Below are 13,190 nucleotides of genomic sequence, written 5' to 3'. Positions count from 1 at the left end.
TTGTCGCCCATCGAACGCCTCGATGACGGTCGGATGACCGACGAGTATACGAGCTGGATCATCACGGCTCTCATCACCATGGTGGCCTTCCTGCTGCGCGTGTGGAACGTCGGCTTCCCCCACAACCTCATCTTTGATGAGACCTACTACCCCAAGGACGCCTGGACGATGCTCCATCAGGGGTACGAAGCCACCTGGCCTGACGCCGCCAAAGCCAATGCCGACATCGTGCGCGGAGTCACGAATACCTGGACTCCAGACGCCGAGTTCGTTGTCCACCCGCCAGTCGGCAAATGGCTCATCGCGACCGGGGAGCAGTTGTTTGGATTTAGCTCCTTCGGTTGGCGGTTCGGCTCGGTGGTCTTTGGCTCCTTACTCGTCCTCATGACGATCCGGCTGGCTCGACGCCTCTCCCGCTCGACCATGGTGGGTGCCATTGCCGGCATCTTGCTCGCCCTCGACGGCTTGGCCTTCGTCATGAGCCGGATTGGACTGCTCGACATCTTCCAGGCCTTCTTTCTGGTGGCAGGTGTGTCCGCGGTAGCGGCCGACCGAGACTGGTTCCGTCACCGACTGGCTGATCATTTGCGCACCATTGGCAATCCGCATCTTGACGGAGGTTTCGGCCCCGTTTTGGGGTGGCGACCCTGGCGTCTGGTCGCAGGCATCATGTTCGGCCTGGCCTGTGGCACGAAGTGGAACTCCGTGTTCGTGCTGGCGACCATGGGAATCGTTAGTGTCATCTGGGACTGGTCGGCACGTCGTCTAGCCGGCGCCGGAACGAAGGCGTGGTGGTCCTTCCTCCGAGACGGGGTGCCCGCCTTTGTGTACCTCGTCGTCGTCGCACTGTTGACGTACCTCGCCACCTGGGCGAAATGGCTGGCCACCTACCCGCACATGGTTTTCGGTAAGTCGTGGGCTGGTCCGACCCCCAATCCAGCCCTGTCAAAGGTGGTTGGGAGGCCTTTGGCCGCGCTGTGGGATTACCACCAGCAGATATACGACTTCCACACCAGCTCGTACATGATGACGCAAACCCACATCTATGCCTCGAATCCGTCGGGGTGGCTGGTAAACCAGCGCCCACTGGGCGTCGACGCCGTCAACGGCATCAAGCCCGGTCAGCAGGGTTGCCAGGCCGTCGGCGATACTTGCTTGCGCGTCATCTCTGCGACCGGGACCCCCGTGCTGTGGTGGTTCGCGGCCATTGCCCTGGCAGCTGCGGTGATCTGGTGGATCTTCGCCCGTGACTGGCGGTTCACCTTGCCGATCGTCGCGATGATGTCGACGTGGATCCCGTGGTTCCGTTACGACGATCGCCCGCTGTTCTTCTTCTACGCGATCTGCATCATCCCGTTCACCGTGACAATCCTGGCGATCTGGCTCGGTCAGATCCTCGGACCAGCCAGGGCTACAAGCCGACGACGCATCGGCGCGATTGTCGTGGGCACGGTTATGGTTCTGGTCGCCGCAGACTTTGCCTTCATTTACCCGATCCTCACCGACGGTCTCATGACCCGAAAGGCATGGCTGGCGAGAATGTGGTTCCACTCGTGGATTTAAGCCACCTATCGGGGCCCTGGACGGGTACGCCTACCCGACCGATACGCTGAGATTCCGGAAGGGAGCCGACCCCGGAAGGACACCCATGATCTGGAAACTGCACAATCACGGTGTACTAGAACCAGGTGAGGTGGTGGCTCCCGACGAGAGACTTGGGTGGGGCCGTACCATCGGCCTAGGTGCCCAGCATGTCGTGGCCATGTTTGGGGCGACCTTCGTCTTTCCCGTTCTCATGGGTCTCAACCCGCAGTTGGCGGTCATGATGTCGGGCGTGGCGACCCTCGTGTTTATCTTCGTCACCCAGCATGAAGTACCGTCCTATCTCGGCTCGTCGGCCGCCTTCCCTGGAGTGGCGACCGCTATATATGCCTCGGGTGGTAAACCCAATGATGTCTCGGGCGCCCTGCTGTGCGTCGGTTTGACCTTACTAATCTGCGGCATCATCATCCAGGCTGCCGGATCTCGAATAGTCCATAAGGTTCTGCCGCCGACGGTGACCGGCGCCGTCGTCATGCTCATCGGGTTCAACCTCGCCCCGGTCGTTGCCAAAACCTACTGGCCTACCGATCAGTGGACCGCACTCATCGTCATGCTGCTCGTCATCGCACTGTCGGTGGGACCGCGCGGATTCGTGTCCCGGATCGCCATCTTCTTAGCCCTAGTTATCGGCTATCTGCTGTCGTGGATCGAAGATCTCGTATTCGGCCCGCTGCACCGCTCCGATAACAGCGTCGCCCCACGGGTAGATTGGTCGGCGGTGCACAACTCCGGATGGATCGGCTTGCCTCCGGTGACGAACCTGGACAACTGGCAATACCTACCTCAGGCCCACAACGGATCCCATTACGCATCAACCAATGTCGTCGGATTCCACCTGCCGGCCTTCCACCTGGCCTTCATCTTGCTAGCTCTGCCAGTGGTTATCGCCCTCATCGCTGAGAACACCGGCCACGTCAAGGCCGTCGCCGAGATGACCGGTAAAGACCTCGACCACCAGGTTGGACGGGCGGTGGCTGCCGATGGTGCCACCTCGATGCTGGCGACCTTCCTGGGTGCCGGCCCGACGACCACCTACTCGGAGAACATCGGTGTCATGGCCGCCACGAGGGTGTACTCGACGGCCGCCTATGTGGTAGCGGCAGTCGTGGCGATCCTGTTCGGCTTCTCCCCCAAATTTGGCGCTGTCATCTCGGCAACCCCCGGCGGCGTCCTGGGCGGCATTACCGTCGTCCTGTATGGAATGATCGGTCTGCTCGGGGCGAAAATCTGGAAGGAAAATGAGGTTGATTTCGGCAACCCAGTGAACCTCGTCCCGGTGGCCGCTGGGGTCATCATCGGCGTCGGAGACGTGTCGCTGAAGTTCAGCGAGTCATTCACCTTGGGCGGCATCGCTCTAGGCACCATCGTCACCGTCGGTGTCTACCATCTAGCCAAGTGGCTGGCCCCCAGCGAGTTGTCCGACGCAGCCGGCGGCACCACCATCATCCTGGACACCCCAGGCATGTACGTCGACGACGACGCCCCTAGCGGCCGCGGTCACGACGACGGCGACTGACGCTGTACGCAGTAGGCTTGCCAGGCAGATGTTAAAGGAGGCGATCAATGTCACCAACATTCCAATCCAGGAACACTGCGTCAACAAGCGCGAGGACACATGGGGGAACTTCACCAGTGGTGACCGGCCCGATCGCCGACACCAAACCAGGCATCGTCGATATCAAGTGGTTCGAGCAGGGAGCTCCGGCTGATCCGGAGCATCAGCCTGACGTCGAAACCACTCTGTCATGGTTGGACGGCCATCCCGAACGTCTAGGGATCATCGTCGAGCAGAGTCCTAACCGCACGCAGATCAGGCGGTTAGTTGATCTCATGAGCCTCGATCCGCTGCTGGCTGAGGACCTCGCCGAAGGTCATCAACGTCCCAAGCTCGAACGCCATGGCGAGGCTCTGTTCCTGGTGCTGCATCCGCCGTTCTATATCGATTCAATTGAGGACGTCGCCTTTGTCGAGGCCGAAGTCATTAAGCAACGCAACTGCGTCGTCGTCATCATGCAGCGCATACCCGACGAGTTGTCGAGCCTCAAGTGGACCCCTCGCCTGCCCACGGAGGCGGAACTATTGCGTCACGGTCCTGAATCGGTGCTGTACACGATCCTTGACGGCGTCGTCGATCAGACCTTCCCTGTCATCGGCGGCATTCAGTTCGACATCGAGCAGATCGAGAGGCAGGTGTTCAGTGGGGACTCCGCAGCCCCGGAGCGCATCTACCGCCTGTCTCGGGAAGCCATCGACCTACAGCACGCCACTAACCCGCTCATCCCGGTCATCGCTGCGCTCAGGGCCGGATCGGCCAAACACCAAGTTCCTCCAGAGCTGCAGGCCTACCTGATCGATGTCGCTGACCACCTAGCCCGAATATCCTCACAAATCACCGACATTCGGGAGCTGCTCACCCAGATTCTTACCGTCAACGCCACCCTGGTCGACCAACGCTCCAACGAGGATCTCAAGATCATCTCGGGATGGGCGGCCATCCTCGTCGTGCCCACTCTCATAGGGTCGATTTATGGCATGAACTTTGACAACATGCCAGAATTACACTGGAGGTTCGGCTACCTATACTGCATACTCGCCATGGTGGCCAGCAGCGGAATTCTTTATGTCATATTCCACAAAAACAACTGGCTATAACCGGGATGTTTTATTCCCCGCAAATCGTGACACGGTAGCGGCATATGACCGTACCACCGCACCGCCCGACTAAAGCCGGACGCCGGGGTCACGAGCCCAGATCCCACGAGGCCTATGATGGGAGAAGTTTCCGCGGGAGCCGCACGGAACAGGATGCGGCTGAGAGGGCACATTCGCCGACCGCTTTTACCTGATGCGGGTCATGCCGCCGAAGGGAGGACACACTGTGGGCACTGCCGCCACACGACCAGAGTTCGCTGGATCCACTGCCGTGGGTCACGCCGATAAGAAGAGCCACAGTCACGCCACCAAGGCTTCGACTATTCCACCGTCAGAGCGTGGTCGCCCCTCCTCAGTTGTCATCGCTGGAGCCGGAATCATCGGCCTGACGACGGCCTGGCAACTGCGTCGTCGCGGAATCGAGGTCACCGTCCTAGACGACGCCCCAGTTTCCGGTGCCACTTTCGCTACTGCCGGGATGCTCGCCCCGGTCTCCGAGGTCGTCTGGGACCAGCCGACCCTCTACCCCCTCATGGTGGAGTCGGGCCGGATCTACCGCGACTTCGCCGCCGCCATAGCCGACGATGTTGGCCACGACATCGGGTATCTGGAAAGCTCCACCTTTGTCTGCGCCGGAGATTCCGCCGACCGCCAGACCCTCAATGAATTGCTCGAGCTCCAGCACCGGATGGGCATGACAGTCAACCGGCTTAGTGTGTCCCAGGCGCGAGCTGCGGAACCCGCACTGGGCCCAGGATTCGTCGGGGCAGTCGACATTCCCGGCGACCACCAAGTTGATCCCCGACAGCTGTGTGGTGCCATTCTCGAGATCCTTGGTGACCAAGTCGTACCCACCCGAGCCGGTGAGGTACTTTTCAATAAGGATCATCGTGCGATCGGCCTGGGTGGCGCTGACGGCCGGAAGTATTACGCCGATCACGTCGTACTCGCCGCTGGGGTGGGCACTGGCGCAATCACCGGCATTCCGCACGCTCTCACTGACCTGCTGCGCCCAGTACGAGGTGAGGTGTTGCGACTTCGCGTCCCCGAGCCCCTGCAGCCATTGGTCACACGGACCATCCGCGGCGTCGTTCAGGGCCGTGCCGTCTACATCGTCCCGCGCACCGACGGCACCATCGTCCTAGGCGCGACGACTCGAGAAGACGACATGATCGGAGTGCGTGCCGAGGGTGTTCACCAGCTGCTGCGCGACGCCCACCGCTTAGTACCCGGAATTCTCGACTGCGAGATCTACGAGATGACAGCCAAGGCCCGTCCTGGTTCCCCCGACGACGTGCCCATGATCGGACAGGTAGGCGATGGGCTCACTGTCTCGATGGGATACTTCCGGCACGGCATTCTCCTGGCTGCAATCGGCTCAAAGATTGGCGCAGATGTCGTCTGCGGCACCGAGAAGGACAACAATTCGGCCCTCCTCGCAGCGGTCGACCCATTCCGATTCTGCAACCGGTAAGGAGTCATCATGACGACAAACAATGGCGATCACATGGCGCCCAACCACGGCCGCTACACCACCACGATGATCAACGGAGAACCGTATGCTCACAGCGGCGATGAGACGATTCTCGATCTGGTTAGTGCCCGTACCGGCAAAGCGCTAAGAGCCGACGGGCGGACCATCAATGGTTCGCCGCTGGGGATTGCAGTGGCCGTGGACGGGGCCGTGATACGTCGCTCACAGTGGGCGACAACCCCGGTACGAGGAACCATCGACGTTGTGACGGCAGTACAGGGCGGATGATGACGGAAGAAGCGGACGCGAAGCAGACCATAGTGAACTGTGACGACAAAGCTGCGCCGAACCCCGACGAACCGCTGCGCATCGGTGGCCTGAAGCTCACATCCCGACTCATCATGGGCACCGGCGGTAGCACGAGCATGGACACCCTCGAGCGGGCACTGGTGGCCTCGGGGACCCAACTCACGACCGTGGCTATGCGTCGATTCGCCGCCGGGGCTCGTCAGTCCGTGTTTGAGATCCTGCAACGCCACCAGATCACCGCCCTGCCGAATACGGCTGGTTGCTACACAGCGCGAGACGCCATCCTCACCGCGAAACTGGCCAGGGAAGCCCTGGATACCAACCTCGTCAAGCTCGAGGTCATCGCTGATGAAGACACCCTGCTGCCCGAACCCGTTGAGCTCGTGAACGCCGCCGAACAACTCGTGGCCGATGATTTCGTCGTGTTGGCCTATACCAATGACGATCCAGCGATCGCTATGCGGCTGGAAGACCTCGGTTGTGCTGCGGTGATGCCGGCCGGCGCCCCGATCGGTACCGGGTTAGGCATCCTCAACCCGCACAATATCGAGTTGATCGTCGATCGGGCGAGCGTCCCCGTCATCTTAGACGCCGGGGTCGGCACAGCCTCGGAGGCCGCCTTGGCCATGGAACTGGGGTGCGACGCGGTACTCCTGGCGTCGGCCGTAACCCGTGCCCACAATCCGGTGGGCATGGCCCAGGCGATGAAGATGGCTGTGGCGGCTGGACGGGCGGCTCGCACATCGGGACGCATCCCTCGTCGGCGTCTGGCGCAAGCCAGCTCGTCGTTCGACGGGATCATCACTGAGCGAGTCCGCGGCCCGAGGGAGAACGACAGCCTGTGAGCCTTCCAAACCCGATGGGCGAGGCGATACCTCGTGCTGCCAGCGGCCACAATGTCGTAACAGACCTGGGCCCCAGGTCATTGCTGACCGACCGTGACCTAACCCGATACGCCCGCCACATCGTCTTGCCCGGATTCGGGCAGGAGGCCCAACGCCGACTGCAAGACAGCCGGGTGCTTGTCGTCGGGGCTGGCGGCCTCGGCTCCCCGGTACTGCTGTACCTGTCCGCCGCCGGGGTAGGCCACCTCACGATCCTTGATGACGATGTCGTTGACGAGTCCAACTTGCAGCGGCAAGTGATCCACCGTCAGGCCGACGTGGGGCGGCCCAAGGCCCTCAGCGCCAAAGATGCGGCGCAACGACTGGATCCGCATCTGCTGGTGGAGGCCATCGTCGCCCGGCTGGGAACTGACAATGCGCTCGACCTCGTCAAGGGTCATGACGTCATCCTCGACTGCACCGACAACTTCGCCACTCGCTACCTAGCTTGCGACGCTGCCGAGATCACCGGAACCCCGCTGGTTTGGGGAACGATTCTGCAGTACCAAGGACAGCTGTCGGTTTTCTGGCCCGGGCACGGGCCGATGTTGCGTGATCTGTTCCCCGAAGTCCCCGCTGGCGACTCGGTACCGTCGGCCGCTGCTGGAGGCACATTCGGCCCGGTCGTCGGCCAGGTGGGGTCAATGATGGCGGCCGAAGCCGTGAAGGTGCTTACTGGGATCGGGACGCCGGCCGTGGGAAAACTCATCGTCATCGACGCTCTCGGCGTCGGTACCCGCACCCTCAGCTTCACCCCAGACCCGGACCGTGCTTCGGTGACGCAGCTGCCCGCAGCGGAATCGCCTACTGCCACGAGCGGAACTGACCTTTGACTACGAGTGGAGCATAGGGGATTCGAACCCCTGACCTTCTCATTGCGAACGAGACGCGCTACCAACTGCGCCAATGCCCCAACAACGCGGTTACGCTACCACACCCTGGCGACCCCGCGCCATACGACGCATGATTGGGCGAAGACTTCGTCAATTCCGAAGGCCAACCTGCCAGGGCACCGCGCGATCCCTGCCCGAGGCGCGGACGACACAAGGAACATTGTGTCAGCTCAAAACCCGGTTCAGGCTGAGGCGACACCAACAATCCCCGAGGGACCCTCGTGGGCCTCCGCAGCGTGCTCATCGTCGGGCGTCTCGACCGGCTTCTCGGCAACGACAGGGGTGTCGACCTGACCAGGGACCGGCCCAGGAGCGGATAGGTCAATGGTGCGGACCGTCCGGGCGCTCAGTGGTGTCGAGACATAGGTCGGAGCAGTGACGACGACGTCATCCCACAGCGAGCCTTCCGGGGCCGTCACTGGACGGTCGAGGTCGATCGTCCAGGAGGTGGGCTCGTCTTCGGAAGGAAAGGGTTTCGCACTCACCTCCAACGCCACCGTCTCCTCGTCCCATCCCTTATTGATGAGCGCGTACCTGCGATCGAAACGCTTGGCCATGGCCACCACGGACCAGCGGGCAAGGACTAAGAAGCCCACCAACAACAATGCAAAGACGGCCACCAGCCACCACGGCGTCACGTCAGCAATAGCGAGCACCATCGACAACACCGTCAGTCCCAATAGCACCAACATTGTCGTCATCCGGCGTCGAGCGGCTACCGCCCATGAACGCCTCAGGTCCCAACGTGCATAAGACCGCGTGTACGGGGTGGACAGCTCCACTTGAGGATCCTCGCCGGTATCGTCAGGAGTAACTGTGCAAGAGCCCCGGGACACCACACTCATGGTGTTCGGAAAGTCCTCGTGCTTGTCATCAGCAACCTCTTGGGAGCGCCGTCGATTGACGACCATGGGGACGAGGTAGGCGATCCACCCCACGAGGACAATGACGATGAGAACAGCTTGGAGGGCTTCCACAAGTGACACGCTACGGGCCCGTTTCGGCGTGTCGCAGGGACCACACGCGGAGTGTCGGGAAACGAATCACAACAATGTGGTTCAGTCCTCGTTCTCCCCTACCGCAGATCCTGGAAGTAGGTGATTGACCAAATAGTTGCGCAGCACCCCGTCAGGATAATCGTCATTCAACAGGCGGAACACTCGATGGTCGCGCCACTGGCCATCGATATGCAAATACGACGGCCGCAACCCTTCCTCTGTCAAGCCCAGCTTTTCAACGACGCGCAAACTTTTCGTATTCTCTGGCCGCACACATATCTCGACGCGATGCAATCCCATGACCTGGAAAACGTAATCGCACGCCAACGCCACCGCGGTCGGCGCGATCCCCTTACCGGCATGAGCGGAAGCCACCCAATAGCCCATGGAGCACGACATCGCAGATCCCAACGAGATCGATGACACCGTCACTTGCCCGATAAGGGGCGTGGTGGCTCGATTTACGGCAGGATGGTCCGGCCAACCATCATCCCACCCAATTGCCCACGGCAACGACGTGCCCTCCTTGGCACGTCGGCGGCTTCGGGAAATCATCGTCAGATAGCCACCAACCCTCTCATGAGAGCCAGGAGGCTTGGTCGCCTCCCACGGGCCTAGCCAATCCCAATCGAGCTCCCGCGTCGTCGTCCACCTCGCCTCGTCGGCACGCCGCAGCGGACGCAGCACCACCCCGCCAGCCTGCATAGTCACTGGCCAGTGATGATGCCGCGGCATCGACACTCCCCACGGCAGACGAGATGAGGTCACGACATCACCCCAGTCGCCAGCAGGTCAGCGGCATGCCAGTGGGAACTGGTTCGTCCCCCGCCCCGACAACAGCGATAGCATCGGCCATCGACAAATCGACAACGTGGGTGACATCCCCCATTCCGGCTCGCGATAGCACCGGACGCCCACCCACCCGCGCTAGACGTACTGGGACGAACGTGGTGGATTCTGGATGCCGCGCAATCGGTCGATCCGTCTCCGCTTTGAGTTTCTCGGCCGGGGGAAGACCTGACAATTTACGCAGCAGGGGCTGTACAAAGGCCATGAAGGAGATGAGAGCTGGCCCAGGTCCAACCGGCAGGACGATCAGGGGAACCAAACCCGGATCTATCAGGGCGAACACTTGGTTTGCCCCCGGCTCCATCGCCACCCTAGCGAAGTCTGTACCTCCCATGGGTGGCAACACCGATGACACGGGATCCTGCTGACCGACAACTACCCGGTCGCTCGTGACGATCACGAGATCAGCCCCACGTCCGGCATTCGCCAGCAACCGGGTCAACTCGCTGTCACTGGAGGTGCCGGTGGAGACGACAGTGACATTCACGTCGAGCGCTCGGGTAGCAGATTCGATGGCTGCAGCAGTGGCATCAACAGAGGCAATATCCTCGGCGCCATTGACCCGCGCCCGTCGCTCGATCTCCTCACGCTGATCCTCATCAGCACTCACCGCAACAATGACGACCTTGGGGCGCGGACGGACGAACACCTCGTTGATTCCGGCCGAAGCAAGCACCGAGATGATGCCGGGGTGAAGAATCGTCCCATTGCGCACCAAGACCTCACCAGCGCCGTAATCCGAGCCCGCAAGTCGGGTGCCAGCCCATCTCTTCACCGGAGAAAACAGCACAATGTCGCCGTCGCTATTCAATAAATCCTGCGGCAGGACGCAGTCAGTTCCCTCGGGAAGCAGCGATCCAGCCATGACCCGCACAGCGGTACCAGGAATTACCGGGCTAGGTGGGCGGCGGTCGACCTGAATCTCAACGGCACCTGGGCGTCCGGCCATCCGAGTCGACGCTGAGTCCAGAGCGTAGCCGTCAGAAACCGCCGTCGTCACGACTGGAACATCGTGAGGCGCGTGAACGTCCTCGCAGACAGCCAGACCGACGGCTCTGGGCACCTCTACGGCTACTGGGGGGACGGCCTGCACCAGGCTGCACAGGTAGTCGCGATGATCGTCGACAGAACGACGGCCTGACATATCTGTCTCCGGCGCTCCCGGCAGGCCGAGGGGTTCCGCTTCGGGTTGTGGGGCCTCGACCTGCTTTTTCCTATGGAAGAACGCCATGACATCACCCTAGAGGGCGTTCTGCTATCTGCCTGGCAGCGACTCGGCTAGGGCATAGCATGGGGTGGTGACGACAGACCATGTTCCGTCAGATAGGAGACCCGCCGGAGTGGATCCTCAGCCGGGCAAGGAAGAGTTGCGACGTCGTAGCCTGACTCATCGTGCCGCATTGGATCACCGAACGCGGATGAGCCGCGACGATCGGCGCACCGAGCATGCCATGAGCCGGTTGCTATGGGCCCACACGGTCGCCCTCTACCTCTCTCGTGGCGATGAACCGGACACCATGGATCTCGCCGACACTCTCGTCATGATGGGCAAAAAGGTTCTGGCACCCGTTCTAACTGACGGCCACGGCCGTCCCCTCAATGAACCGGCCTGGGCATGGTATGACAGCAAGAACGTACGAACTGGCCTGTGGCAGATCCCTGAGCCGGTAGCTCCTAGTCTCCCTGCCTCGGCGATCGACCAGGTCGAGGTGGTGCTGTGCTCGGCGCTGTTCGTCGACCGATCTGGATACCGTGTGGGGGTGGGCGGAGGCTGGTACGACCGTGTCCTCACCTACCGGGCTTGTGACGTTCCAGTGTGGGCGGTCGTCAATGATGACGAAATCCTCGACGAAGTGCCCCACGACCCCTGGGACGAGCCCGTCACGGCGGCTCTCACCCCCAGCGGGCTGCATCTGCTCGGCCAGTAGGGAGCCCACGATTTTCTGGTGCCCGGTAACACGCCTATCATTCGACAGGCGCCCGATACCGCCGGAACGAGGAGATCATGCCCACCTACCAGTACCAATGCAACGACTGCGGTCGTGACCTCGAGGTTGTGCAGAAGTTCAGCGACCCCTCACTGACCGTCTGCCCGTCCTGCGAGGGCAATCTACGCAAGGTCTTCAGCGCGGTCGGGGTAGTCTTCAAGGGGTCAGGGTTCTACTCCACCGACAATCACACCAAAGGCGCATCAAAGGCAGCCACCGGGGATAGCTCTTCGTCAACGACCTCAGAGTCCTCAACGAAGTCTGAACCGGCCTCGTCCTCATCTTCCTCGACGACGAAGACATCCGAAAGCACCTCCTGACGTGAGCTTGGCTCAAGCAATGTCAAAACTGTCCTGTGGATAACTGAAAAATCTGCTCTCCCCTGCCGATAACTGTCGGTGTGAAACTGACATCGAAAAACTCCCAGGACACCCGACGCTTAAGCCGTACCCATAAACCCACCGCGCGGCGACGTGTGCACGTCATGGTGGCCCGTCACCGGCGCGGGCTAGCTGCAATCCTCGCGGCCCTCGCAGTGCTCCTAGTGGCGTCCCCCGGCGTGGCAACCTCGTCGTCGGGGCGTGAGGTCATCGTCGCCGCGCATGCCATTGAGGGCGGTCGCGTCATCCAGCGGTCTGACCTTCATACCATCCGGGTCGATCCAAGTATTCTCCCTCACGAGACAGTCACCCTTGCGCAAGTGGAGGGCCGTCAAGCATCGGTACGGATCACCGAGGGGACAATCTTGACGAACTCAACAGTGCTGTCCGGGTCCGCCGTCGGGCCTGGAAAGGCTCTCGTCGGCATCCACTTGGCTGACTCGTCAATGGTCGGGATGTTGCAGGTGGGCCAGCGAATATCCGTTGTCTGTCCTAGCGAAGATGGGACTCCACGCGTTCTGACGCGCGGTGCCATCATCCGGAGCCTACCTACCAGCGGAGGCGGACTCATCCAGGGATCTCCGTCAACGGAGCTCGTCGTGGTATCCACCGAATCGGCCGAAGCCGCAGCGATCGCGGTGGCTGGTCAGGGGCAGCCATTAGGATTGGTGGTGGAGTGAGTTTGCAGCTGTCCAGACGCGGGAAGCAGTATCAGCGCTTTCCCAGTCGCGTTACGGTTTTTAGCAGGCCCGACGTCTGCGGGCAGCACACCAACCCGAAAGGAGCTCTGTGAAGGGATTCAAGGACTTCCTGATGCGCGGCAATCTCATTGAACTGGCCGTCGCATTCATCCTTGGCGGCGCATTTTCCACCGTCGTCAAATCATTTACGACGATCCTCATGGATCTGATCGGCAAGCTGGGCGGCACGCCGAACTTCTCCGACTGGGTTCCAGGCGGGGTCCACGTCGGTGCCTTCATCACCGCCGTCATCTCCTTCTTCGTTATGTCCCTCGTCATCTACTTCGGGCTCATCAAGCCCATCGAGCTGGCTACGGAGAAGCTCAAGCGCACTAACGATGAACCCGTGGCTGCCCCCACCACCGCTGACCTACTCATCGAGATCCGCGACGAACTACGCTCTCGTCCGGTCCAGTGAAGG

The 13,190-nt window shown here is 61.5% G+C and carries 14 protein-coding genes, 1 tRNA gene and 1 riboswitch; of the genes, 11 read left to right on the top strand and 4 right to left on the bottom strand.

Annotated features, from left to right (window positions below; translation table 11 throughout):
• The first annotated feature begins 33 nt into the window (after positions 1-33).
• The 7 genes from A5483_RS02655 (at position 34) to A5483_RS02625 (ending at position 7,754) form a co-directional block, all read left to right on the top strand.
• Entirely contained in the window at positions 34-1,563 is a 1,530-nt protein-coding gene (locus A5483_RS02655) for a dolichyl-phosphate-mannose--protein mannosyltransferase (protein ID WP_042843020.1), read from the top strand.
• Between the two features lie 85 nt (positions 1,564-1,648).
• The gene (locus A5483_RS02650; RefSeq protein ID WP_002549682.1) at positions 1,649-3,118 is read left to right on the top strand and encodes a uracil-xanthine permease family protein; all 1,470 of its coding nucleotides are present in this window, start codon (positions 1,649-1,651) and stop codon (positions 3,116-3,118) included.
• 116 nt (positions 3,119-3,234) lie between these two features.
• A complete protein-coding gene (locus A5483_RS02645) occupies positions 3,235-4,254 on the top strand; it encodes a magnesium and cobalt transport protein CorA (RefSeq protein WP_002549608.1) in 1,020 nt (339 codons plus the stop codon).
• 122 nt (positions 4,255-4,376) lie between these two features.
• A riboswitch (TPP riboswitch) is annotated at positions 4,377-4,488 on the top strand.
• Positions 4,448-5,728, top strand: a complete 1,281-nt coding sequence (thiO, locus tag A5483_RS02640) for a glycine oxidase ThiO (RefSeq protein WP_153023068.1) — start codon at positions 4,448-4,450, stop codon at positions 5,726-5,728. It overlaps the preceding riboswitch by 41 nt.
• Positions 5,729-5,734: 6 nt before the next feature.
• On the top strand, positions 5,735-6,016 hold the full coding sequence (gene thiS / locus A5483_RS02635; protein ID WP_193790427.1) for a sulfur carrier protein ThiS: 282 nt from the start codon (positions 5,735-5,737) through the stop codon (positions 6,014-6,016).
• On the top strand, positions 6,013-6,882 hold the full coding sequence (locus A5483_RS02630; RefSeq protein WP_063810902.1) for a thiazole synthase: 870 nt from the start codon (positions 6,013-6,015) through the stop codon (positions 6,880-6,882). The genes thiS and A5483_RS02630 overlap by 4 nt, the downstream gene beginning before the upstream one ends.
• A gap of 14 nt (positions 6,883-6,896) precedes the next feature.
• The gene (locus A5483_RS02625; protein ID WP_063810901.1) at positions 6,897-7,754 is read left to right on the top strand and encodes a HesA/MoeB/ThiF family protein; all 858 of its coding nucleotides are present in this window, start codon (positions 6,897-6,899) and stop codon (positions 7,752-7,754) included.
• A gap of 7 nt (positions 7,755-7,761) precedes the next feature.
• Here A5483_RS02625 and A5483_RS02620 read toward each other — a convergent pair.
• From A5483_RS02620 to A5483_RS02605, 4 genes are all read right to left on the bottom strand, one after another.
• Positions 7,762-7,834 (bottom strand) — tRNA-Ala (locus tag A5483_RS02620).
• Between the two features lie 162 nt (positions 7,835-7,996).
• The gene (locus tag A5483_RS02615; RefSeq protein ID WP_176607887.1) at positions 7,997-8,791 is read right to left on the bottom strand and encodes a hypothetical protein; all 795 of its coding nucleotides are present in this window, start codon (positions 8,789-8,791) and stop codon (positions 7,997-7,999) included.
• Positions 8,792-8,872: 81 nt separating this feature from the next.
• The gene (locus A5483_RS02610) at positions 8,873-9,517 is read right to left on the bottom strand and encodes a GNAT family N-acetyltransferase (RefSeq protein WP_063810975.1); all 645 of its coding nucleotides are present in this window, start codon (positions 9,515-9,517) and stop codon (positions 8,873-8,875) included.
• Positions 9,518-9,584: 67 nt separating this feature from the next.
• Positions 9,585-10,892, bottom strand: coding sequence for a MoeA family protein (locus A5483_RS02605; protein WP_063810900.1), 1,308 nt, complete (start codon positions 10,890-10,892; stop codon positions 9,585-9,587).
• A gap of 136 nt (positions 10,893-11,028) precedes the next feature.
• Between A5483_RS02605 and A5483_RS02600 the strand changes: the two genes are divergently transcribed.
• From A5483_RS02600 to A5483_RS02585, 4 genes are all read left to right on the top strand, one after another.
• Positions 11,029-11,589: a 5-formyltetrahydrofolate cyclo-ligase gene (locus A5483_RS02600; RefSeq protein WP_082863978.1), complete on the top strand. Its 561-nt coding sequence runs from the start codon at positions 11,029-11,031 to the stop codon at positions 11,587-11,589.
• A 77-nt stretch (positions 11,590-11,666) separates the two neighbouring features.
• Complete coding sequence (locus A5483_RS11145) at positions 11,667-11,969, top strand: FmdB family zinc ribbon protein (protein WP_042842956.1); 303 nt, start codon at positions 11,667-11,669, stop codon at positions 11,967-11,969.
• Between the two features lie 164 nt (positions 11,970-12,133).
• Positions 12,134-12,709: an SAF domain-containing protein gene (locus A5483_RS02590; RefSeq protein ID WP_063810899.1), complete on the top strand. Its 576-nt coding sequence runs from the start codon at positions 12,134-12,136 to the stop codon at positions 12,707-12,709.
• A 109-nt stretch (positions 12,710-12,818) separates the two neighbouring features.
• The gene (locus A5483_RS02585) at positions 12,819-13,187 is read left to right on the top strand and encodes an MscL family protein (protein ID WP_002549701.1); all 369 of its coding nucleotides are present in this window, start codon (positions 12,819-12,821) and stop codon (positions 13,185-13,187) included.
• The last annotated feature ends 3 nt before the right edge of the window (positions 13,188-13,190 follow it).

The sequence above is a fragment of the Cutibacterium namnetense genome (genome assembly GCF_001642025.1).
GTDB classification, from domain to species: domain Bacteria; phylum Actinomycetota; class Actinomycetes; order Propionibacteriales; family Propionibacteriaceae; genus Cutibacterium; species Cutibacterium namnetense.
The sequence above is the reverse complement of the archived record's forward strand: the minus strand, read 5'-3'. Positions and strand labels throughout refer to the sequence as shown.

Coding starts and splice junctions, on each gene's coding strand:
- A5483_RS02630 (WP_063810902.1), top strand. CDS start 6,013: ATGATGACGGAAGAAGCGGACGCGAAGCAGACCATAGTGAACTGTGAC.
- A5483_RS02605 (WP_063810900.1), bottom strand. CDS start 10,892: ATGGCGTTCTTCCATAGGAAAAAGCAGGTCGAGGCCCCACAACCCGAA.
- A5483_RS02655 (WP_042843020.1), top strand. CDS start 34: ATGACCGACGAGTATACGAGCTGGATCATCACGGCTCTCATCACCATG.
- A5483_RS02610 (WP_063810975.1), bottom strand. CDS start 9,517: ATGCAGGCTGGCGGGGTGGTGCTGCGTCCGCTGCGGCGTGCCGACGAG.
- thiO (WP_153023068.1), top strand. CDS start 4,448: ATGCGGGTCATGCCGCCGAAGGGAGGACACACTGTGGGCACTGCCGCC.
- A5483_RS02590 (WP_063810899.1), top strand. CDS start 12,134: ATGGTGGCCCGTCACCGGCGCGGGCTAGCTGCAATCCTCGCGGCCCTC.
- A5483_RS02625 (WP_063810901.1), top strand. CDS start 6,897: ATGGGCGAGGCGATACCTCGTGCTGCCAGCGGCCACAATGTCGTAACA.
- A5483_RS11145 (WP_042842956.1), top strand. CDS start 11,667: ATGCCCACCTACCAGTACCAATGCAACGACTGCGGTCGTGACCTCGAG.
- A5483_RS02650 (WP_002549682.1), top strand. CDS start 1,649: ATGATCTGGAAACTGCACAATCACGGTGTACTAGAACCAGGTGAGGTG.